We start from the raw sequence: 23,678 nt of genomic DNA on the forward strand, positions 1-23,678 counted from the left end.
CCGCGCCAGGTCAGCTCTGGTCGCCATCTGCGGTGGTACTCGGTGATTCGTGGCCCGGGGCTTCGGACTGCTCGTCTGGCGACTCCGGCGGTGCGGCGGAAAGGCCCAGTCCGTGCAGCCAGCGAGAGAACGGGTACCACTCGTCGACCTGAGTGTGCTTCCCGTAGTGGTGCTCGATGAGCATCGGGCGCAGCTCGCGACGCCACAGCCGGTCGAGGGCGACCGGAGAGTCCAGGCCGGAGCGCATGAAGTACGAGGGCCCGAAGGCGAGGGAAGGGTCAAGGCCCCGCCGGAGCATGGTGGCGTTGAGCCGGTCGCGCAGATCTGCGAGCGCCGCCGGCATGCTGTTGCTCCCGCACCACCTGCGGAGCATTCCTGCCAAGGCGGGTTCTTCCGAGTCCATGGACAGAAAGACGAACCGGCGGCGCATCGCGGCGTCGAGCAGCGCGATGGACCGGTCCGCGGTGTTCATCGTGCCGATGATGAAGAGGTTCTCAGGCATCTGGAAACGCTCGCCGTCGCTGTACAGCAGCTCGATCTCGGACTCGCGGTACTCGAGCAGGTAGTACAGCTCACCGAAGACCTTGGCGATGTTGGCGCGGTTGATCTCGTCGATCACCAGGACGAACGGCTTGCCGGGAGCCTTGGCGGCCTCCTCAGCAATCCGCTTGAGCGGGCCGGGTCGCACGGTTAGTGCCGCTCCCCCGCTGTCGGGGGTCTGCACGGGCCGGAACCCTTCGACGAAGTCCTCGTAGGAGTACGTCGGGTGGAACTGCACCAGCGCCCACTGCGCCTCGGTGATGTCGCAGGCTTCCAGAAGCCGCTTGACCAGGAACGTCTTGCCGGTGCCGGGCGGGCCCTCGAGCACGACCTGCTTGCGCTCGTTGAGGCTGACCAGTAGCTCCTCGAGCCAGCTGCTGTCTGCGTGGTGGAGCTGGTGGGCGAGGGCGTCGACGTCGCACGCCAACACGGCCGCTCCGGGAAGCGCGGCAGTGTCCGAGCCGTCGACGTTCGTGCGGTCCTCGGGCTGCGCGTCGGGTTCGTCGACCTTGTCGGTATCGACGAACCCGGCGAGGTCGTCGTTGACGTCTGTGAGCTCGGTGAGCGGTGTGGCGATGTCGGTCAGGTCGAGGACGTCCTCGCCCTTGAATCGCACGCGGGTCCTGATGGTGCCCGGTAGTTGCTTCACCTCGGGTGTGGCGTCCGGGTACCACGCGACGCGTCTTGTGAGCAGTGACAGCCCGCCGATTGACTGCAGTTCGGCAGGGCTGTCCTCGACCCGACCGAGCCGGAGCACGCCACCGTCGACAGTGGTGACGAGATCGCCAGGCTGCATGCCGAGCACGAAGGAAAGGACGTCGCGCTTCTTGGTTTCCCGCTTGACGACCGGAAGGTGCCCATAATGCTGGTCGACGAGGGAGCTCAACGCTCCCTGGTCGACCTGGGCGGGGAGCTGGGTGAGCTGGCCGACAGTGATGCTGACGTAGCCTTGCCGAATCCAGGCCGGGACTCGATTCTGCTGGTCGACCTCGCCACGCACGAGCCACGCGCGGGAGCCGCCGTCGGGCGTCTCCCTCCACTGCTGGAGCAGGGGTGCGACGTCGTACCGAACCGGCTGACCTCCGGTCTCCTGCTGGAGCCGGAGGGTGATGGTCCTGAGGTCCCGCTCGACGTCGTCAGTGAGGGCGTCGGACCCGGTTGCGAGCGTGGCGACGATGCGTGCCCTCTCGGCCGGGGCGAGCACGGAGGTAAAGGCAGTCGGATGCGCTACCAAGCAGACGAGGGACACGATGCGCGGGTCGGCATCGGGGGCGGCGAGGACCAGGTCGCGAAACGCCCACGGATCGTTCCACGCCGCCGCGCGAGCCGGCTCTGGCTGCGCGAACCAGTGGACGAGGATCCGGGCGACCGACGCCAGCATCATCAGTGGGGTGGCGATCAGCGCCGGGCCGCCGTGCACGAAGCCCTGCTCGAGATCCGCGGACATCAGCAACGGCAGTCCGGGCGGGTCCACCATGGGGACGAGTGGATTGCGTACCCGACTGCGTTTGGTGCTCCCCACCATGTCGCTGAAAGGGGCAGTCAGCAGTGCCAGGGCCTCCGCCGCCAGAATCCTCGCCTCGTCGGGTTCCAGCCCTGGCAACGTCGCGTGCGGGGTCGACGTCCGGTCCAGGTAGTCCCGCAGTGCACGGGCGTTGCCCGCGGTCCAGACCTCCATGTCTTCGGTGAATGCCGAGGCACCCGCTCGCCAGGCGTCGAGCAAGGGAGCGGCCGCGCGGAGCGCATGGACCGTCCCGCTGCCGGCGTGGAGAACCTGGGTCGACGGATCGGCCTCCGGGTCCGGGAGGGTGGCCTTGCGGGACTCGTCCCACTCTCGGTAGGCGACGACCGCCGCGTCGTAGAGGTCCTGTGGGTCGGGGTAGCTCGCGAGGGCAGCCCGGCCGTCGGCGGCGAGCCGGAACCCGCCCTCGCTGGTCGCGTGCAGCCAACCCGCGTGTTCGCAGATGGTGGTGAGGTTCCAGGCCAGGTTGTTCAAAGCCCGGACCGCTCCGCTGTTGGTGAGACTGGCGTCGTACGGCGTCAGCGGCTCCCGGGCGGCGGCGAGATCCTGCAGCTCCGTCAACGTGATTGGATCCGCCTGCTTGCCGAGCTCCTCCATCGCCGCACGGAGGCGTCGGCGGTAGCGGGCGGTCCAGTCGGGGTCCTGCTCCGGCTGCGGGCTGAGCATGGAGTCGGCAGTCATCGGGTCGTCTCCGGGTGGCGTGGGCCCTGGCCGGGCGGCGGGTCGAGCGGGCTGGTGAACGGCACACCGGTCTCGGCTGCGTTGGACATGGCGTCGTAGGCGGTGAGCACCAGCCGCTTGGTGCGGAACTCGCCATGGTCGCGCTCCTCCTTCTTGTGGAGGACCGGGAATGAGTCGAGTACATGCTCCGCGTCAGCGCGGTCAAGTCCGTAGAGGTGCAACATCGCACCGTCCAACTCGGCGGCTAGCTGTGCCCGGCGCGCTGGCAGCCACCGAAACGGCGGCCCGGGTGTGCTATCTCTGGACAACGTGTCCGTCGCATAACCCGCCATCCGATGGTTGGTGTAGGTGAGTTCGAGGACTCGCGGCCGCACGAAATCCTCGACGGTCAAGTCTGTCCACGCTGGGACCTCCGCGAAAGCGGAAGGCGCAGGGGCCGCCAACTGCTTAGTGGTGAAGTACTTCATGTGAGTCCCGCTGAGTTTCTGGCGTGCGATGTAGTCGAAGATGAGCGAGGACCAGATGGTCTGGAGCAGGGGCGCAAATCTCGGATTCGTTGGGAAGGCGAGCAGGAACGGGTCGCCCGTTCCAGCAAGTGGCAAAGCGCTCGGTACGAATGTCCGTTCGTTGCCGGCATTGGTGATGTCGCGCCAACCCATCAGCCAGTCTCGGTCCCACCAGGCCGGGAGAGCGTCGAGCACCGTGTCTCTCGCGATCCAATAGCGAGTCAGCACATCATGGTCGGGGTCGTCGAGTTGCTGCTCGGTGAGACGAGGCAACGAGCCGAGGTTCAACTGCGCCTGGGTGGCCCCAGCGTAGGTCGCTAGCCGGCTGTTCCAGTGACTCAGCATTTTGGCTTCGTAAAGCGGTAGCCAGGACTCCATGTCGTTCGACCACGCCCAGCCGTCGTAGCGCACGTCTTCGTCAGCGAGGTCGTCGAAGGTACGGAACAGGCCACTGTCGCTCGCCATGTTGAAGAGGCCCTGTTTGAAACTGAGGCCCCACGGGTTGGCGCCGCCGTCGCGGATGAGGAGGGGGTGACGGCGGTAGCAGGCCAACGTGATGTCAGCGTCGCGGCGCGACCGAAAGACAGGCAGAGTCCCGGTGTTGGGGTTGAGCAGCAGCACCTCGTCGGCCAACAGCTCGAAACGGCGGGCCGGCACATCCAGGACATGACGAACCAAGAATGCGAGACGCACGTCCTTGACCGGCTCGCCGCCGGTCATCACTGAGACTGCGAAGCGGAAGGCGTGATGAACCCCTACGAAGATCTTGCCCTCGTTCTCGAAGTCGTAGAAGGCCGCGAGCCGGGCCGAGCCCAAGGTATCTGCGAAGAACGCCGCCGTAGTGGCGTCCGTAGCTAGCCCCGTGGGCGTGATGATCCCGCAACGCCCAGAGCTCGCGGTGATGGCGCGGAGATGCTCGGCGAAGACGCTGTAGGTGTTGATCTTCCCCGTGGCCGTGAGCGGGAACCGGCCGCTGCCCCTAATGAGTGCAGCCTCGGCCTGACCACGCCGCGCTTCCGTCAGGTACTCCTGGAAGAGTTCTGAGTTCGACTGGCGCAGGGCACTGATCAACTGCTTGCGCTTGGCGGCATTGGGCGCGTTCGCGATCCGGTCGTCCCGCGTTGCGAAGAACTCCTTCTCGCTGAACTGCAAGGCTTCCCAGGGTGGATTACCCAGTACCGCGTCGAAGCCGCCAACCCAGCCGTAGGCGCCGTCGGTGGGACCGTCATCGGGGGTGCGGAATACCTCGGGAAACTCCAGGTGCCAGTGGAAGAGCCGGTGTCGCTTCGCGACCGTGCGGACGGCGGCTAGGACAGTTTCGGGAGCGGTGCCGTCAGCGACCCGCTGGACTACACGGTCAGTGATCGGCACGGCGTCGGCGCCTTTGGGACTAAGGAAGGCGGCGCACCAGGCGTCGGCGGCAAGCCGGTTGCGCACCGTCGCCGGCTCCTGGTCAAGATCTGCGTACCGCTGGGCCGCCCAAGCGATCGCGTCAACAGTCTCGTGGGCGGTGAGGCGGTCGGTGACCTCGTTGACGACCCGGCGGCTGGCCGTGAGGTCGAGCACAAGTCCGGAATCGTCGAACAGGGCATCCTGCCCCCGGTGCTTGCGGTCCTCGGTGTTGGCCTTCTTCCAGGTCGACACGGTGGCCTTGTCGTCGCCAGTGAGAGCGGTGAAGGCGGTATTGGGGACGCCGTCGCGCAACAGCGCGGGGGTGGTGCCGAGCAGGGCGTTGCCGACCTTGATGTGGTGGTCGAGGAAGGACAGCGGCTTGCCGGGGGTCATCGCGGTCAGCCAGAGGCTGACCTTCGCCAGGTCAGCAGCCATCGGGTTGACATCTACCCCGTAGAGGCAGCGGGCAACCACGTCGTGCAGCGCGTCACTGTAGTCGCTGGGGGTCGGGTCCACCTCGCCGGTGCGCGCGGTCGCCAGCCGCAACGCGATGCGCCGGGCCGCGGCAACCAGGAAGTGTGCCGACCCAACGGACGGGTCACAAACCTTCAGGTCGAGCAGGGCTGCTGCGCGCGCTTCCGGCGTGCCGGCGTGCTTCTCAACGCCGTCGAGCACGGGGTCGAGGGCCGTGTCGAGGACGAGCTCCACAAGCTCGGTAGGGGTGTAGTAACTGCCGGAGGTCTTGCGCTCGTTGCCGGCGAGCACCTCCAGGCCGAACTCGTGGCTGATGGGGTCGTAGCGGGGTACGAGCTCGAGGAGTGACTCGTATACAGATCCGAGCTCCTCGGCGCCGAGCTGCGCGAAGTCCACGCGGCGGCGTGGCTGCCCCGGGGGCTGGACGACCGAGAGGGACCGCACGGCCGCCAGCAGGGCGGAGTTAGGCAACCGGCTGCCGGCCAGCACGTCGGCCTCGGTGACCGTGAACAGGCCGCCGAGTGCGGGGAGACCGAGCCGAGGCTCGCCATCCCGTTTACCGAGCGCGTTCAGGACAAGCTCGACGCCTTGCCACAGGTCGTCGTGGTTGCTGCCGTGCCGCTCGAGAGCGAGCTCTCGCAGTCGACGAGAGGAGAAGTACGTGTCGTAGCGATCTCTCGCCTCAGTCCCGGTTCCCGGGGCCAGCAGCGCTCCGCGGTCCTCCGCGACAGCCCAGAACAGTAGCCGGTAGACCGTGCGGAGCACTGCCGCGTGGACGTCAGCCGGCCGGACCTCCCGTCGTGCGATCCGGTCCCGGAGATCGTGGTTGGCAGGGTGCTGGAGGAAGCCGGTGCCGAGGGTCGTCAAAGCGGTCTCGACGCCATCGCGGAGCAGGGCCAGGGCGCGGACACCCTGGGTCACGGCGGTGGTGCGCCAGGTCTCCAGCCAACAGCTGCTGGGCAGCTGATCGTTGGCCACCTCCACCCGGGACTGGTGGCACAGCAGGAACAGGAGGAGGAACTCGGCGTACAGGTCGCCGTCGAACATCCCCTCCAGATCGAACTCGACGTAGGCGACGCCACTGAGGGTGGTGGAGTCGCGCAGCAGCCGCAAGACCCGGCCGTTGCTGACGATGCCCCACAGGTAGGCGTCGGTGCGGTTGAGTAGCTCCTGAACCATCGCGTGGGGTGCGCGGGACGCCCCTGCGACACCAGGTGAGCGTGCATCCAGCGGTACTCCCCAGCCGAGCAGGTGCACTGGTGTCCGGCCCGAGAGGTGGCTGACGGGGTATTGCTTCTCCCCCGCTACGAGGCCACCGGCCGGGGTGGTGGGCACGCGGCCGTAGCCGAGCTGGTCCAGAAGCAGGCCGAGCCAGCGCTCGCGGGTGAGCCCGATCGCAGGGTCGCCCGCGGGGAGCCGGGCAAGGTCGTCGTGGAAGCGCCGGTAGGCACCGTGCAGGTAGGACCAGACGCGGGCTGCCGCCTCGCGTGGGTTCTCCGAACCGAGGCGGTAGTCGGCGCCGGCGAGCCCGTCGAGGGTGCCGCCCGTCACGGCGTCGAGGACGTCACCGGGTAGCAGGCCACCGGCGACGCGGACCGTGGTCAGGCGGGAGGTGGCAGAGCTTGTCGAAGTGCGCGTCACCGGAGACCTCCCGCCACCGGCATCAGCAGCTGCACCGACAGGACGTCGACAGGGTGCTGAGCCTGGACCCTGAGGCCTCGGCGTGATGCCTGCGCCTCGCGGCTGGCGCCGGCCCGCGCACGCAGATGCGCCGAGAGGAGTCGATCGGCCCGCTGGTCGGCGACCGTGTTCAGCGCTGGAGTGAGCTCGTCGAGCTCGTTGAGAAGGTCTTGCATCCAGCCTCGGGCCATTCCCTCGATGACGTTGCCGGCAGGCGCCGCGACTAGGAGCGCCTCGGCGCGGTCGTCGGGCAACCACACTGCTTGGCTCGGAGGTCCCTCGAAGGCGACCACGCATGCGTCCTCGGCGACCTGTTGCCGCGTTCCGGTCGGTGTCGGTAAACCGAGGTGGAAGCGGAGACGCAGCAGAAGCACGGTGGTTCTGGTGGTGACTGCGGTGGTGCGCATGACGCCTGCGCGGCGAGCCGGACGTTCGGCGGCAGGGACTGTCGGGTCGAGGGCGCTCTCGAGGACGTAGCGGGCGATCGCCTTCACCGCGGGGTCAGTGCGGGCGACGACGGCGTGACCGCGTTCGGCCGGCGGCTCGGTGTGGAACGGCAGCGGCTCTCGCAGTCCAGTAGGAAGGCCGGTGCGAGCACCCAATGGGAGCGTCGCGGTCACCGCCGTGAACCCGTCGTCCGTCGTAGAGACGGTGGACCCGAGTGCGGCGAAAGTCGAATCGAGGAACTCCCGCAGGGCACCGTGGGACCCGAGGGCCGCGCGGACCTCCTCCACCTCGACGGCGACCTCTTCAGGCCGGATGGTGTTCTGCGCGTAGCGGGCGCGAGAGGCCTTCTCCTTCTCAGCGGCGGAGGTCCAGGCCTGCTCGAGTTCGCGTGAACGCTCAGCGAGTTCGAGGTCGAGCATCAACTGGTCGCGGGAGTCCTCTCCGCGCAGCAGCAGACCCTCGGCGAGCGCGTCGATGAGGCCCTGGCCTTCGCCGGGTACCGGCACCGCTACGCCGGTGGCCTTGGCGATGGCGCGATGCCGCCGGATCAGGACGTCGAGCACGATGCCGTCGATTCCGTTGTCCTCGCCGTACAGCGTGATCGCCCGCACGATGTCCTTGCGCTGCAGGAAGCGGTCGACACGGCCCTCGCGCTGCTCGTGGCGAGTCGGGTTCCAGCACAGGTCGTAGTGCACGACCGCGGAGAAGCCTTCCTGGAGGTTGACCCCCTCCGACAGGCAGTCGGTGGCGACCAGGACGTGGGTGCCGTCGGTGGCGGTCAGCTCAGCGACCCGCCTCTCGCGCTCGGCCGGGGGCAGCTCTCCGGTGACGCTGATGACGCTCACCGGCGCCCTCTTGGTGCCCAGCGCTGTGGTGAGGTGTTCCGCGACGTAGTGAGCGGTGTCGATGAAACGGCAGAAGACGATGGGTTGGTCTCCGCCGGCGAGCAGCAATCTCACCTGGTCGGTGAGTGCGGCCAGCTTGCGATCCTGCGCCGGGCCTCTGAGAGTGGCTGCGCGGCGGGCGAATCCCAGCAGACGTCGCCGGTCCCTGCCGCTCGCAGTGTCGGTGGCGTCCTCGGTGATGGCGCCCGGGGTCGTGTCGATGCCTTCGAGAGCCTCGTCGTCGGCGTCCAGCACCGCGGCACGGCCGACGGCATCGGCCTCCTGCACAGTGTCGGCGTCGATGTTGGCGGCGCGGGTGCGCAGCGTGGCCTCGGCGGCGCGCGGGCTGGAGGCGAGAGCACGCAGCAGGGCGAGCACCGACCACCACCGCACGCGACCTTTCGCGTCACCGCGGTCTTGGCGTACCTGTTCGCGAGCGTAGGCAAGCACGTCATCGAACAGGGAGCGGTACTCGGGCGCGAGCGTGTAGGGGACGTCGAGGGTCAGGCGGTCGCGCGGGAACGGGGTGTCCTCGTCGAGGTAGCTGCGGATGTCGCCGCGGCGGCGCTGCACGAAGTGGCGGGCCAGCAGTCGCCGGCCGCGCTCGGTGCCGAGGTCCGCGGTCGCCAGGTCGAGATGGCACAAGCCGATCAGATTCGCGAACGCCTCGTCGTCCCCGGAGTGCGGTGTAGCGGTGGTCAGCACCAGGTGGCGGGTGGGATCGTCGGCCAAGCCCCGCAGCAGCTCGAAGCGTTGGTGGCGTGAGCGCTGGCCTTGTCCCGAGCCCCCTACGCAGTTGTGGGCCTCGTCGACGATCACCAGTTCGGGGCAACGTTGCAGGAAGTCGTGCCGTCTGCGGTCGGACTTGATGAAGTCGGTGGAGACGATGACGTGGGGATGCCGGTCGAAGATCGATTCGTTCATCATCAGGTCCCGCTCGAGGCTCTTGACCGTGCTGGTCAGCACGAGCACGGCGTCGATGCCGAACTTGGTCGCCAGCTCACGCTGCCACTGCTCGGCCAGAGCGGGCGAGCAGAGGACGGCCAGGCGCTGCACGGTGCCCTGCGCGAGCAGTTCGGCGGCGATCAGACCCGCCTCGACGGTCTTCCCGATGCCGACGTCGTCGGCGATGAGCAACCGGACGACGTCCTGGCGTAGCGCCAGCAGGAGCGGGACGTACTGATAGCTGCGTGGGCTGACCGCGGTCCCGGCCAGCGAGCGGAAGGGGCCGGCACTGGCCGAGAAGCCCACTCGCAGCGCTGTGCGCAGCAGGGCAGCGGCGGAGCTGTCGCCCAGGTCGTCGGCGCATGGTGGTGGGAACGTCGCCGGTTCCACGCCGTCCTCGTCAGGGAAGACTCCGACGACATCGGCAGTGCCTCCGCCGAGGGGCTGGAGGAGCAGGAAGTCTGGTGTTGTCCCGGGGAGAACCACCCACTCGCGGCCGCGGGCGCGGACCAGACTGCCCACGGCGGCATCGAGCGGTCGGGGCGTGGTCGCAGTCATCGCGGGGTGGCGCTCCTTCCAGGGCCGAACAGCCATTCGTAGCGGTCGGCGACGGCCGACCAGTCGTCATCGTGCCGGAAGCGCACCACGAACCAACTGGCGTCCGTCAGTCGTTGCACGGCACCGTCGTCGCGCTGCTGTTGTGTGGCGGTGTCGTGGTGCGGGCCGTCGATGAAGAGGGCAACGGGGTTCCCGGGCAGGTCGTAGATGAAGTCGGGGCGGACCCGGAGTTCATCGAGGGTGCGTTGAGCATCGTCGGGCAGGCGGCGCCCGGTGTCGGTGAGCCAGGCGATGAACTTGGCCTCTAGCGAGGAGTCGCCCAGGCGCGCGAGCCACTCAGCCTGCTCCTCGCGCGGCCGCCCGCCTGCGCCGATCTCGACCCTGGCTGTGGTCAGCAGAGTGAGCAGATCGACGATGGCGTGCCGGTTGATGCGCGTGTGCTCGTACTGGTTGCCGTAGGAGAGCAGGCAGTCGTAGCAGCCGCGTTCGCAGCGCACGGTTCCGCCTGGCGGCATGTGCAGGTCGCGGCCGGTGCCGGGCTCGTAGTGGATGATCTCCAGGGCACGTCGGGCCACCCTTGCAAGAGCGCCCGGGTCCTCGATGATGCGGGCGAGCACCCCGGCCCCGCCTTCGGCTGCCTCCGTGAGGAGGAAGCGTCCGCGCTCGTCCTGATCGGGCAGCTCGCGGCTGTCGATCTCGGAGTCCTCCAGCTGGAACTCGGCCTCGACCGCACGCTCGAGGGCGACCCGTAACGTGACCGCCTGCTCGTCGGGCAGGCGGTGGGCCGCGCGGACGACGAGCAGGTTGCGGCGATCCTGCACGTAGGGCACCACCTTCTCCCGCTCGCGGATATCTTCGGCGTCGGGGAGGGCCTCAGCGTCGACGGTGGTGTCGGCGGCCTGCTTGTCCGACAGCCAGTTGCCCTCACGCAGGTCGAGCCAGAAGCCGCGTTCGTCGGGGTTCTTGCGGCGTCGGCGGCCGACGTTGGCAATGCGGATCTCCGCCGCCTCGGCCTGGGTCAGCTCGAGCGCAACCCCGGTGTCGGTGACGGCCTCGGCCCGGAGGCAGTCGCCGGAGTGGCCGCGGTCCGGGAACCGGTACGACACCTCCAGCTCGTAACCGGACTTGCGGCGTTCTTCCTCGTCGCTGCTGATCCGTTCGCGGCGGCGTGTGAAGACGGTCTGCAGGCGGAGCAGACCGTGCTGGGTTGTCCCGATCCTGTCGCCACAGTTCTCGCAGACGTCCAGTCCGACGCGCACCGGATGGTGGTAGCCACACCCTTCGCAGCGTTTGGCGGCCTCGGTGACCGCACCGCCGCCGGAGGTGTCTCCGGGGTCGCGGGGCAGCTGGACCCGGGTGACCTCGTAGCGGGCCCCCTCGTGGTAGATCAGGCTGTTGGGGCCGAACTCGCTGATGGCGACGAACCGGGGGCGTTGCAGGTAGTCGCCGTCGACCTTCCCGCCGCGCCTGGCTGGGATATATGCAGCGAGCGGTAGCCGCGGGAAGGAGTAGCCAGGCAGGAAGCCTTCGCTGGCCAGGTAACGGTAGCTGTAGAAGTCGGTGGCGCCGGCTTCCTGATCGTCGTTGCGCAGGAGCGTCAGTTGGTTGCGTGCGTCGGCGCGGCGGCGCTCGGCCTGCCGGCGGGCCAGGCGGGTGGCGGTAGTACTGATCGCAAGCCGGTGCTGCTCGTTCACCTCTTGCAGGGCGGTGCGATACAGGCTGCGCCACCGGTCGAACGCGTCGTCGAACGCCCTGGCCGCGTGCTTTACCTGATCGTGCACCCAGGTGTTGGTCCACCACCCCGGGTCGCCGGAGTCCAGGGCCCAGGTGGCGCGCAGGCCCTCAAGCACTCTCTCTGCCCGAGCCTGGGACCGGCGGGCGACGCCAGGGTCGTTGACCGCGCTCCAGAGGTTGGGCAGCAGGTGCAACGTCGGTGCGTCTCCGTCGGCCTCGACGAGGTCGGTGATCGACGACTTCATGGACTCGTTGGTCTCCGCGAGCCAGATGGCGTGCACGTGGGAGCGGATCAGGTCCTGGTTGGTGAGGTCCAGGCGCGGGGCGATCACGGAACCTGCCACCATCTCGCGCGAGCGTCGGAACCAGTAGCTGTCGTGAGCATTGCCCGTGGAGCAGTAAGTGAGCACGAGCGCCTGCTGGCCGCTGCGTCCAGCGCGGCCCGACCGCTGGGCATAGTTGGCCGGGGTGGGCGGTACGTTCCGCAGCGCGACGGCATTGAGGTCGGAGATGTCGACGCCGAGTTCCATCGTGGGAGAGCAGTAGAGCAACGGCAGATCGCCAGCGCGGAACTGCTGCTCGCGTTCTAGACGCTTGGGCTGCGGGACCTGTGCGGTGTGCTCGCGGGCCACGAGCCCGGCGTACCTGCGTGCAAGGTCGCGGTACAGGTCACGGAAGAACGGGTTGACCCGGGCCGTCTCCTCGCCACTGAAGGACTTCCGCAACGGGTCGATAGCGCCGTTGCGGCCATCGCCGGGGAGCCAGCGCAGGGTGCCTGCGTTGATGCGGTACTCGGCGCCGTCGGCCGCGTCGTAACGGGTGAGTATGCCTGCCTGCTTGAGGACGCAAAACAGGTCGAGGATGACTCGTGAGGAGTCCTCCGACGTCAGCCCGGCGGAGTTGGGTAGTCCGGCTGCGTCGCGTCGCAGGTACTTGCCGAAGGCACCCCGTCCGGAGACGGCCAGGACGCCTCTGCGTCCTCCCGCACGCGCGGGTCGGGGAATCGCGACGCCCGCCTCCACCACGCGGTCGTCCTCCCCCACGCTCCAGGGCTCGATCAGGTGCGCGCGGGTGAGGCGCTTGAGCCGGTCGAAGCCCTCGTCAGTGAGGCAGTCGACGTCGATGGCACGGACCCGGCGCAGCTCGTCGAGGAGGATCTGGCAAAGCTCTTGGCGCTGGGCAGGACTGATCTTGTCGAGCAGATAGGTGCCCTGCCAGGACTCCTCGTCCGCGGCAAGCTCGGGCAGGTCCCGGTAGGCGATGCGCAGGAGCCCCGTCTGTTCGAGGTTGGGCATCGTGACTCGCCAGCCGCGCTGGAGGTCGACGTAGAGCTGGTACTCGACCATTGCCCTCAGGGCCCGTTCGGCGTCCTTCTTCGCACCGAACTTGGCTTCTGGTGCCTGTGCGAAGTCGTGGGTGCTCAGATTGAGGGTCCGGGTGACCGTGTCACCGAGGGCCTCGTGGGTCAGGCCTTCGGTGCCGGCTGCGAGGAGAGCTGCGTGAAGTGCAGCCCGGAGCTGCGATACCTGGACGAAGTCGTTGAGGTGTCCGGCCTGGAGGCTCGCGTCCTGGCGGTTGTCGACGAAGGTAAGTAGCTTGCGGGCGCGGGTCGGCAACTGCGACTCGGGGAGACTCTTCAGGGCGGTGACGATAGACGCGCTGAGCAGAGACACCGCACTGGAGCGTCCCTCTGCATCGAGGGTCGCGAGCTTGCCGAAGTCGTTTCCCCGCACTTGTTCGTAGGCGACGCCGCAGCGCATGCAGAACGCGAACGGGGTGGAGACGAACCATGCGACCAGCCCGGTGCGCGTGTTGTCGACGGTTCCGTCGGGCCGCAGGTAGACCTTGGTGGGCAGGTACTTGCGCTTGCTGTCAATGATCTCGACCCGGTCCGTAGCTGGATCGGTGGCGAGCCATGGCTCGGGCAGGCGTCCGGAGGAGAGCGGGTCCTCGGGCCACGGGAGATCGCTGCTGATGTAGAGGTATCCGGTAACGCTGTCGCCGCCGCTGGCGTCGGCATCTCGGCGGGAGACGAAGGTGTCGTGGGCATCCGCAGTCGTGCGGGCTACGACGAGGTACTCCTGCCCGCACTCGCGGCAGAACCCGAGCGGCAGTAGGGCCTTCTCGGGTGCTCCGGGCACACGCACCTGGTACGTGCCAGTGATGTGGCGGCTCGCCTCCGGCTCAAGGGAGACGTACACCGTGTCGCCCTTGGAGAGGAACTGGTGCAGGCGAAACGCGAAGACGGGGCGGCCGGAGTCGGGGTGTCTGACGCCCGATCCTTCACGCAGCACGTTCTGCAGTGCCTGCTGGCAGGACTGCTCCTCGCGACCGGTGAGGTTGGCCAGCATGGCCGCGGCCATCGGAATCGTGACGGGCGCTCGTCGGACGAGCCGCTCGGTGCCTTCCTCAACGGTTAGCCCGAAGGTGGTCTCGATCCAACTCGCCAGCGGGTCGGAGGTGAAGGTCGCGAAGTCGCGTGCCTGCTGGACCTGGTTCTGCACTACCGATGCGCCCAGCAGCTGCCCGTCGTCCGCGCCCTCTGGCGTGGCTCGCACGAGCGTCTCGCCAACCACGTGCTCGGGACGGACCTCGGTACCGAAGAGGCGGGTGGCAACTCCGGCGACCACGCGACTTCGGTCCTCGACCGTGCCGCCGCTGGACATCGTTGCGCTGGTCCCGATCACCTGCAGATCGTCGGCTGCGCACTCGTCGCGCAGCCGACGGATGAGCATGGCGACGTCCGCCCCTTGACGGCCGCGGTAGGTGTGCAGCTCGTCGAGCGCGAGGAACCGCAGGCCTTGGGCGGCGCGGACCAGCTGGTTACGTTCGTCTGGCCGGGTAAGCACCAGCTCGAGCATCACGTAGTTTGTCAGCAGGATGTCGGGCGGGTCGGCGAGGATGCGTCGACGTTCATCCTGCGCCTCCTGGCCTGTGTACCGGGCGAAGGTGACCGGTTCCTGGCCGTCGGGGTAGCCGTACCGCAGGAACTTGCTGAGCTCTTCGACCTGGGAGTTGGCAAGCGCATTCATCGGGTAGACCACGATCGCCTTGACCCCGGGGTGACGGTCGCCGTTGGCGCGCTCCCGCAAGACTGAATCGACGATAGGCACGATGTACGAGAGAGACTTGCCTGATCCGGTCCCGGTGGTGAGCACGTAGCTCGCGCCGGTCCGGGCGATCTCGACCGCCTCACGCTGGTGCCGATGAAGCACGATTGGGTCCCGGCCGGCGTCCTCTGCGTGTTCCTTGCGGCGGAAGATGCGGGCCGCCTCGGGGTGGAGCAACCCTTCCGCGACCAGGTCCGGCACCGCCCCGCCGGTGGCGAACGAGGGGTTAAGCCCGACCCATGGGTCCGGCCACTGCACGCCGTCTTCGAACTGCTGATCGACAAACGCCTTGATCCGTTCGTCGCGCACTTCTACAAAGCCAGATGTGAAGTCCCGATAGTCCGAGATCATCCGCTCATGGACCTCGAAGACGTCCACGCCACCCCCAGTGTCGAAGTGGCCACCTTAGAGGCAAGACCGACCATGATCAAGAAGCACGAGACATCGGATACCGCGTGGCCGGACCTGGTCCAACTCCGTGGGCAGTCCGGGTCAGGATCCGATTGCGGGATCGGAAGGTGGGGAGACGCTCCATGGCCACTTTCGGCCACCTCGTTCAAACCCGCCCGAGTGGGCGCAGGCGGTGTCATGCTGCCTTGGCCGCTTCGGGCTAGCGCCCTGACCGGGTTGCGGAACCTAGCTAGCTTCAAACGAAATCAAAGGCAACAAATACATGAGGCAATTCCTTTTCCTCGGCGCCATAGCCGGACCTATTTGGACCGCTTGGCCACTTGACCTGCCGTGGCGGCCAGAGTACATGGGGTTCAACGGAGCGAGCCTCCTCAGCGTCGGCGTAGCGCTCGTCGCGATCGCGGCTGTCATAAAATGGATTACTGGCTTGGCTGCCAACCGAGGAGCCATCCGTGGCAGCCTTGAAGTACTTAGCTTTATAGGAATGATCGGAGCCGGGTTAGCTATCGGCGGGCTCGGTGCGACACTAATCGCGTTTTTTCGTCAAGACGGAGCGGTATCCGCAGGATTCCTCGCGCTGGCCGTCGGTGGATTCTTGACTCAATTCTTACTCGGCCGCCAAGCGGAGAAAATACTGGCGGTCATTGGCGCTCACGCGCGAATGATGGAAGCGAAAGTCGGCCCATACTCCGAAGCCGCACTCATGGAGGAGACGAGGCGTTTCCTGAAGGAGTCAGGCTACAAGACGACCGAGGATGACGGCCCAGCCGACACTCGGGCCGTAGGCCCTCTCAGTTAGGCGTGGCGACTACCGGAGCCAGCCCGCCCCATCGGTGCCGGCAATCGCTCCACCGGCCACGGCCACATGGGCACTGGCGGCCACCCCTAGTAGGAACGAAGTTGCGCCAATATGACCGGCGGGTCAGGGTGGCAGCCGACGTGGTTAGCCCGAAGTCGTCAACGAGAGCCAGGGATTGTTCAAGCAGGCCAGTGATCACCTTGCCTGATAAAATCAAGGAGTCAGCAACCGCAAGTGCGATAGTCGGCTCTAGGTCTTGAGTACTTCCTTTGCCCACTAGAGATAGGGGCGATCTCGCGTAGACCCGCATCATCACAGCACGAGACTGATGGCCGATCGGCGGCGACGAGTATGCAATCCGAGAGCCAAAGGCGGGGTGAGCGGCATCTGAAAGCCAGTCATACCAGTGCAGGACATTCTCACCGCCCGCAGTCTGCTTACCCAGCTTCTTCACTAGGGTGAGAACGTTCGTCGCCTGCAACGTTGCCAGGCTTTCCTTGGTGCGTGACCCAAAACTGGCGTGTAAAAGAATTGGTGCGAGTGTATCCCGAACGGCCTGCGGTCGTGATAGCTCACCGGCGGGCGTTATCTTCCCTGTCTTCCAAGCTTCTCCGAGCTTTCGAGCTTCATCATTTAGAGATGCCGCTTCCTCTATCAGCGCTCGCCCAGTCACCGCTCCCGACGCGATCCGCCATCGCCACAGGTTTTCGATTGTGTCCTCGAGCAGATCGAGGCCCCGCCATGCATGGCAAAGCCACCAGCTGACCATTCGCGTGTGTAGTTCCGGATAGATGACGGCGGCGGCTTGATCCGCCATCCCCGCCTCCGACGGCTCGTCAACAGCCATCACCCGTGTGCCATCTGACGATGCTACGTAGACCCAGTTTTCGCCGCTCCAGCGAGCTTGATCTCTCCACGATCGGAGCGCCTGGCCCTTGAGAGGAATAAGCAGGACGTCGGTCGTGTCTGCGTCGACCGTGGATGCCTGAAGCTCCGCGACCCGAGTTGAGAGTCTTGAAAGCTCTTCGGTGCGCTCATACCGAGCGCCTTCCTCACCGCCGCCTTTAGCCCAACTTTGTTCTCCACAAGGCCATTATTGAAGCATCGAAGGATGATGGCCAGACAGGACGCACAGCGGGTGGCACGCCCGGTGATGCGACGCATGACTCGTCCGTAGCCCCGGTCGAGTCAGGCCGCACCGGTGCGCCGGCGGGCGTCGTTGCCCAGTCGAGCGGGATGGCATGCCGGACAGCGGTAGGGCCGGTGGTCTTCTGTCTCACGCATGCGTGTTGCTTCGTCGCATTGTCCGCACCAAAGTGATAGCCCGCTATGGACAGCCGGCGGCCTCGGAAGGTCGGCCAACCGGGCGGAAAGGACGGCGAACGGGCTGCGGACACCTTCGGGACTAGCTCGGAGGTGGTTGGCGAGGTCGTCCTTGGTCCAGCCAGCGTCGAGAGCGGAGTGGATCCCCGGTGTGAGTCGCTCGACCGCCCGTTGTCCGATCCGCCAATGCGGGCCGAGCGCTTCGATGACAGCCGCGACTTCGACGCCGGCACGCTTGCCGATGGAGTCGGCGATTCCCATGAGTTCGTCGACTCTTGTCGGCCCTCCTCCTCCATGATGTTTGTCGGTCGGTGCGGCTGGAGGAGGGGAAGGGGAGGAGGTAGGACTAGGTCTGGTAAGGGTTGACCGAACTGGCTGCGAAGTTCTGCTGCTGTTCGGCCGAACATCTACCGCACACAAGGCTCTGACCCGCGGTGATGCAGGCTCGGACGGCGGCATCGTGGTCTCGTCGGCTGTACCGGCGGCTTCTTGATTCGAGTTCGTGTCGTGAGAAGGCTTGGCTCGATCGTTCGGTTCGGTGTTGTTCGGGCGAACTTCTTCCCGGTGGTCGGGTCGGGTGCGCGGTGAACGTCGGCTCGCGCTGCGGGTTCGGCGCATGCGGTCGCGGGCGGCTGCACGGTCTTGCTGGACCTCCTGGCGTGTGGGCTGGGCGTCGTCCCAGTCGATGAACCGGTAACCGTCGTCTGTCGTCTCCCAGAGTCCGACGTCGACGAGCTTGCGCGCTTGTGCAGTGGTGCCGCCGAGGGCGGTGACCATGTGTTTGGGGACCAGGCCGTCGGTGAGGTTCTGGGCGCTCCAGGAGCCCGCTCGTACCCATAGGCCGATGGCGGCGTTGCCGGCGGCGACGGTCTTGTCGTTGAAGGCGAAGGTGTCGCAGACCCTGAACCAGGGCATTCAGCGCCTCCTCTCGTTCCGAGTCCGGGCACGGCGATGCGCTTGAGCCAGCTGGTGCGGCGTCACGCGGCGACCGCCTGGCGCTCGAGCTGTACGAACGTGACCGGGACGGCCCCTGGTGTATCGGGTGTGGCGTCGCGCCAGTGGTAGACGATCCAGGGCTGCCAGGAGCACTGACAGTCGATGCCGGGCACGGCGGGGTCGGGTGCGTGGCAGCCGGGTGCGTGGACGTCGAAGGTGACCCAGGCGTGTTCTGGCGGCGCGGTGAGGCCAAGGGTGGGGCGCCACCATGGCTGCTTCCGGATCCGCCGGTCGATCTCGTGGGTGTCGAGGTGACCGAGGAGCATCTCGGTGCCGTCGCCGTAGACGTCCTCGACGACGTTCTCGTACGCCGGGTGGTCGCTGGTAGGCGAGCCGAACAGGTCCTCGGGTGTCAGCGGTTCGGAGGCCATCAGAACGCCTCCGTCCCGCGGCCAGCGCGGAGTCTGTCCTCGCGGCGGGAGCACTCGTACTCAAGCGACCAGCGGTCCACGTGCCGGCGCATGTCGAGTGCGATCAGGGCGAGTAGAACGCCGCCGAGTAGCTGCGGGACCAGGATGCTGAGGACGAATCCGATACCTGCGGCCGTCACAGCCAGGACAGCCCTCCCGGCCGGGGTGCCGGGCATGCCGGCATCGATAGTTTCGGCGGCGCGGACGTACCTGGAGTCGCGGATCCGGAACGAGTTGGGGTTCACTTGGTGTGCCTCCCTTGCTGGGGGTTGTGCCTGGGGGCGCGGTTCTGCTTGGCGGTAGGTGCCACGCCCCCAGGCGCTTCAGATGGGCGGATGTTGTCTGGGGTTACTGAGCCTCCTGCCCGGGTCGGTAGGTGCCGCGGGCTTCCTTGACGACGGCGCCATCGTTCTCGAGGGCGCGGAGGGCACGCCAGACCTGGGTCTTGCCGTAGCCGGTGGCGTCCATCGCCTCGGTTGGTGTGGTTGCGCCGGCGACGACGGCGGCAAGTACGGCTTCCCGCGCTCCCCCACCACCCGCGCTGGGCATGGACGACTCCCCCGCCAGCCCGTCTGTCCGATCGTCGACGTGACCGCCGTCGATGACGCGGAGCGGCGGTGCCGGCGGGAAGTTGGGTACGAGGCCGATCGCCGTGACAGCGGCCAGGCCGTCGAGTTCGTCCAACTCGGTGGCAAGCGTGGCGAGGAGGTCGTGCTCGGCGTCGCCGCCGGTTTCCCAGGCGGCGAGTTCGTCGTCGAGGTCCTGGCGCTGTTGGGCGGCGATCTCTGCGCGGTGGATAAAGGCGTGTCCGGCGGCCTTGGTGGACCACTTGTCCAGGTCGCAGCCGCGGTAGGTCTCGAACATGGTGTCGGCGTCGCCGTTCTTGTCGTCGAGGAAGTCCGCGCGGAACGGTGCGGTGCGTACGGATTCGGTGCCGCCGATGACGTAGCCGTAGCCGGGCTGGGTGGGGAGGTCGCCGGGGTTGACCTTGATCCGCAGGATGTTCTGTGCAACAGCGCCGGCGGTGCGCAGGACGAGGGTGGTGTACTGCTGCAGCAGTGAGCGGATCTTGTCGTTGCCGAATGACTCCACCGACGGGTGCTGGGTGGCGGCCCAGAACCCGACGCCGACCTTGCGGCCGGTGCGGATGAGGCGTTCCCACCGTTCCAGGTGCTTGCTGGAGGGGCGCCAGAACACGTGGAACTCGTCGACGATCACCACGATCCCGGGCAGCTCCGGGGTGGGGTTGAGGCCGGGGACGCCGAACTTCTTCATCAGCTTCCCGCGCACCGCGTAGATCCGTTCGAGTGCCTCGAGGACGACGAGCTCGCGGTCCTCACCGGTTGGCGCCCAGGTTGCGTACCGCAGCAACTGCGGCGACGAGACCCCGTCCTGGCCGTCCAGGTAGAACACGACCGTGTGCCCGGACGCGCGGAGCGAGACGGCGGCGGCGTTGAGCATCGCGGACTTTCCCGAGCCCTGGCCGCCGATGATGGTGAGGTTGCGGATCGAGTTCGGCGCGTAGACGGGTACGCGGACTCGTGCGGCGCCGTCGGCGTAGGGGCCGATCTCGATCCAGGAGTGGTCACCGTCGCGGTAGTACTGCGGCCCGGTGAACGCCACGGTCTCCTTGACCGGGGAGGTGTGCACGATTGTCAACGCCAGCCGGGCAGGGTCGCGGGAGGGGTGGGGTTCGACGATGACCTCTTCCGCACCGTGGCCGAGGCCGGAGTAGACCTTGTCCAGGTTCGCTTCGATCGTCTTGATCGACTGCTTCCCGCGCACCAACTCCACGGTGTACTTCTCGGTGATGTCGTCGACCTCCCGGCCGGTCAGCCGCGACTTCGGCGCGACTCCACCGTCGGTGGCGATGTTGTCGGCCCACCGCCGGTAGATCGGCGTCTCAGGTACCTGCTCCTCCCCCGCGTCCGGGAGCGGCTTGTGCGCGGGCCCGTAGATGCGGATCGTGCGCCAATACCCTGCGCCGAACACGAGATCGGCCGCAGCGATGGCCGTGGTCGCGTCCCAGGACGGGCCGGCCCAGATCGCGGCGGCCAACCAGCAGGCGGCGAACACGGCGGCCAGGCTGACGCGTCGGTGCCAACGCCACCGGCGCAGCTTCCCGCCGCGTACGACCCATACCGTGGCCAGTCCGGCGAGAAGTAGTCCGGCCGGCACCAGGGCCAGCGGTTCGGTGAAGACGTGGTGGGTGGAGAAGTCGACCAACCAGCCGAGCCCGGCGAGGCCTAGTAGGACAGCTGCGACGCAGTGTGGAAGCAGGTGCCAGCGCAGCCGGTAGACGGTACGACCTCGCCGGTGGCGCTGCGTCTCGGCCTGCAGTTCCTCCGCACTGCGGCCCCGCTGCAGCACGGTTGTCGGTGAACCGTTGCCCGACCTGCGGCCCGCGGTCTTCGGCGTAGCGCGCTTGTCGCGGCCGCCGCGGTTCGGGCCGTCCCACCACTCACCCTCGTCGACGAGCACCAGCCGCTCCGGCACTGATGCGGCGCCACGCCGCGATGTCCGCGGCCTGGGATGGCTGTCAGTTTGGCGCGTCAGGAAAGGCACCGGGTGTCCTCCTGCCTCCGGTCGCGACCTCTGGTCGCGTGTCTGTTGGTCGCTGGGTCTGGGTTGGGGTGCCTGGCCCGGGGCCGGGTCCCGGGCCAGGCAGCCTTGTGGTGGTGGAGACGGACTACTCGCTCTTGACGAACTCGCGGGTTCCGGCGTCAGGGTTGGCGGCGTAGGCCTCGGCCACACCCTGGTGGCGGTCCAGCACGCTGGATGCCTGCTCGAACGCGCCGGCCGCCGCGGCGAGGGATTCCTGTGCGGCGGTCAGGTGCTGCAGGGCGGGTCCGGTGACGTCGCCGGCCAGCAGTCCGCTCATCGCGGACTCGATCGAGTTCGATCCCTGCCGGGTGGCAGCCGCCATCGACGCGACGTACTGGCGGGCGGACTGGAGTCCGGTGACTTCGGCGTTCACGGTGGTGTCCACGGTGTCGTTCCTCTCGCTCTCGTTGGTGTCCCTGCTGTTTGGGCTGGGCTTGTCGCTGGTGGCGCCTGGCTCGCCGGCGCTGTGGCCTTCCGGCGCTGGGGCGCCGGGGCTCGACGCCCCGTCGGGTTCACGGGTGGCGCGGTAACGGGCGTAAGCGGTCTGGTGGTCTGGGCGGGCGGCCGGCTCGTCGTTGAGGTGGCCGAGGGCGTACCAGTCGGCGTAGAACAGCGCCCGGTCCCCCGCACCGGCATTGCGGGCGTAGTCGTAGGCCTCCTTCCACAGATCTGCGTGCTCGTGCTCCCACCCACCAGCTCGGTCAGAGCGCGGTGCGGTGGGGAACGGGATGACCTGAGCCCCAACTGGCCCTGGCGTTCTTTCCGCGTCTGGCGAGGGGGCAGGCGGACGTGGTGCCTGCTTGCGGTTGGGGTCCGGGGCCGGAGGTCGCTCGCCGTTCTTGTCGGAGCGGCGCTCGCCACTTCCCTGCGGATCACCCTGCGGCCGCTGGTCGAGACTCGGCTCGGCCGACTGGCGGTCGGCGGGTTCTCCAGAGTCGGCGAGTTTGCGGTTTCGCTTGTCTGTGCGGGTCTGCCAGGCGTTGGCCCACCAGGTGACGGGCCCGGTGTGCCAGCGCATGCGCAGGTGGTCCCGCATCGGCTGCGGGCCGGACGGCTCCTGCCGCTTGCGCCGCCAGGCGTCGAGCCGTTCGGTGTGACGGACCTGCTGGCGCTGCGCGAGGCCGTCCCAGGTGTAGGCCCACATGTCGGCGGCGTACTGCCGTGCCGGGTTCCGGGCAGGCGGGGTCGTGCCCGCAGCCGCGTGGCGTGCGGCGCGTAGCTCCATCCGCCGGGCCCGGTAGGTGTGGGAGGGGAACTGCCGTCCGGTCACGCCGGCCCACCAGTCGGCTGCGACCCGCTGGATCAGCCCCGCGATCACCAGCGCGAAGATGAGCGCTTCCATCCCGGCCTCCTTCTCACAGGTTGTTGATCAGGTCGCCGATGGCCTGCGACAGTGCCGATCCGGCCGAGGCGACGGCTTCGTTGACCCGATCGGGCAGGCTGCCCATCACCCCGCCGAACGTGACCACCAGCAGTGGGAACGCCAGCAGCGCCAGCCACGGCGTGACCCGGGACGGCTTGCCCTTCTTCGGGTGCAGGTCGATCGCGAGGATCCACGCGACCGCGAACCCGATCACGGCGGGTACACCGACGCCGAACACGATCTGGGTGGCGGTGCCGCCGACCTTGCCGAGCGTGCCGGTCAGCCAGCCGATGACCGCGCCGAGGATCCCGGACATGCCGGTGCCGGCGAGCAGCATCAGCCAGTTCCGGGCTCGGGGCAGCTTGTTCTTGCGGATCGAGATGACGCCGGCGGTGAACAAGAACGCGCCCACCGCGGCCGCGGACCATGCGAACATCACGGGCTCCTCCTAGGTGTGTCTCGGGTTCGGCCGGTGTAGTGGCGGGCGGGTGTCAGGTGAGCAGGGCTCGGGCGGCGTCCATGGCCAGGTGCGCGGCGAACGCGCCAGGCGGGGTGAGAACGCACAGCACCGCGAGGACGAGGGCTGCGGCCAGCCGGGCGGGCCGTTCCAGCACCCACAGCAGGTAGTAGCCGGCCGTCAGCGCGGGCAGCGTGACCAGCACGGCGTAGGTGATGCCGAGGATCCGGCCCACCGTGCCTTGCCCGGTCCATTGGCCGTAGGCGGCGTAGTGCCACACCTGCCGAAGGCTCGGCCGCCCGGTCTCCCACACCTCAGGCGGCCGCATCCCCCGCACCACCGGCGCCAACCGGCCGGCCATCGCGCGGCACCGCTGCCACATCGGAACGGAACCGGGCGGGTTCTCCTCGCGCGCGCTCGCGCGCGGCTCCCGCTGAGGGGCCGACGGCGGAGGCGACGTGGCGATGGAACCACCGGTGGAACCACCCACGGGCCCCCCAGGCGCGGGCGTGCTCGTCGACGTTGATCGCCGAGCCGGACCGCCAGTGGTTTCGTCGGGTAGGGGTGCGCTCATCACAACCTCCTCAGGTTCGCGCTGTGCAGGGCCTCGGCCCGCTCGATCAGGTTGTTCGCGGCCTGCTCGGCCGCCGCCTGCGCCAAGTCGTGCGGCACCATCGCCAGTGCGGACCGCAGGTACTCCGCGGCCGCGGCGAACCGCTCGGCCGGGGTGTGCGCGGCCGCCATCCGCTCGTCCAGGCGCCGGCGACGGTTCACGCAGCGGGTGCGGCGCTGCAGCGGCCTGCCGGTGTTCCGGCTGCGGCGATGCCCGGCCATGTCGTCTC

At 68.0% G+C, this 23,678-nt stretch carries 12 protein-coding genes; all 12 read right to left on the minus strand.

The window, feature by feature from the left end:
* Positions 1-10 precede the first annotated feature (10 nt).
* The 12 genes from FHR37_RS14220 to FHR37_RS14275 all read right to left on the minus strand — a co-directional run bounded on the left by FHR37_RS14220 (position 11) and on the right by FHR37_RS14275 (position 23,670).
* Positions 11-2,743, minus strand: coding sequence for an AAA family ATPase (locus FHR37_RS14220; protein WP_092883466.1), 2,733 nt, complete (start codon positions 2,741-2,743; stop codon positions 11-13).
* The gene (locus FHR37_RS14225; protein ID WP_237768777.1) at positions 2,740-6,756 is read right to left on the minus strand and encodes an Eco57I restriction-modification methylase domain-containing protein; all 4,017 of its coding nucleotides are present in this window, start codon (positions 6,754-6,756) and stop codon (positions 2,740-2,742) included. Before FHR37_RS14225 ends, FHR37_RS14220 begins: the two co-directional genes overlap by 4 nt.
* Positions 6,753-9,629 (minus strand): helicase-related protein, encoded by a 2,877-nt coding sequence (locus FHR37_RS14230; protein ID WP_092883529.1) that lies wholly within the window; start codon positions 9,627-9,629, stop codon positions 6,753-6,755. Before FHR37_RS14230 ends, FHR37_RS14225 begins: the two co-directional genes overlap by 4 nt.
* Complete coding sequence (locus tag FHR37_RS14235) at positions 9,626-14,851, minus strand: DEAD/DEAH box helicase (RefSeq protein ID WP_092883467.1); 5,226 nt, start codon at positions 14,849-14,851, stop codon at positions 9,626-9,628. The genes FHR37_RS14230 and FHR37_RS14235 overlap by 4 nt, the downstream gene beginning before the upstream one ends.
* A gap of 2,020 nt (positions 14,852-16,871) precedes the next feature.
* Complete coding sequence (locus FHR37_RS14240) at positions 16,872-17,921, minus strand: hypothetical protein (RefSeq protein WP_139238945.1); 1,050 nt, start codon at positions 17,919-17,921, stop codon at positions 16,872-16,874.
* Positions 17,922-17,983: 62 nt separating this feature from the next.
* Positions 17,984-18,373, minus strand: a complete 390-nt coding sequence (locus FHR37_RS14245; RefSeq protein ID WP_092883470.1) for a hypothetical protein — start codon at positions 18,371-18,373, stop codon at positions 17,984-17,986.
* Positions 18,373-18,657: a hypothetical protein gene (locus FHR37_RS14250; protein ID WP_092883471.1), complete on the minus strand. Its 285-nt coding sequence runs from the start codon at positions 18,655-18,657 to the stop codon at positions 18,373-18,375. The genes FHR37_RS14245 and FHR37_RS14250 overlap by 1 nt, the downstream gene beginning before the upstream one ends.
* Before the next feature lie 103 nt (positions 18,658-18,760).
* Positions 18,761-20,893: a hypothetical protein gene (locus FHR37_RS14255; protein WP_139238946.1), complete on the minus strand. Its 2,133-nt coding sequence runs from the start codon at positions 20,891-20,893 to the stop codon at positions 18,761-18,763.
* A gap of 208 nt (positions 20,894-21,101) precedes the next feature.
* The gene (locus FHR37_RS14260; protein WP_092883473.1) at positions 21,102-22,358 is read right to left on the minus strand and encodes a hypothetical protein; all 1,257 of its coding nucleotides are present in this window, start codon (positions 22,356-22,358) and stop codon (positions 21,102-21,104) included.
* A gap of 13 nt (positions 22,359-22,371) precedes the next feature.
* Positions 22,372-22,815, minus strand: a complete 444-nt coding sequence (locus FHR37_RS14265) for a hypothetical protein (protein ID WP_092883474.1) — start codon at positions 22,813-22,815, stop codon at positions 22,372-22,374.
* A gap of 55 nt (positions 22,816-22,870) precedes the next feature.
* Positions 22,871-23,197, minus strand: a complete 327-nt coding sequence (locus FHR37_RS14270; protein ID WP_139238947.1) for a hypothetical protein — start codon at positions 23,195-23,197, stop codon at positions 22,871-22,873.
* Positions 23,198-23,409: 212 nt separating this feature from the next.
* Positions 23,410-23,670 (minus strand): hypothetical protein, encoded by a 261-nt coding sequence (locus FHR37_RS14275; RefSeq protein WP_092883476.1) that lies wholly within the window; start codon positions 23,668-23,670, stop codon positions 23,410-23,412.
* Positions 23,671-23,678: the final 8 nt, after the last annotated feature.

Origin of the sequence: Actinopolymorpha cephalotaxi, assembly GCF_013408535.1 — a bacterium.
Taxonomy (GTDB): domain Bacteria; phylum Actinomycetota; class Actinomycetes; order Propionibacteriales; family Actinopolymorphaceae; genus Actinopolymorpha; species Actinopolymorpha cephalotaxi.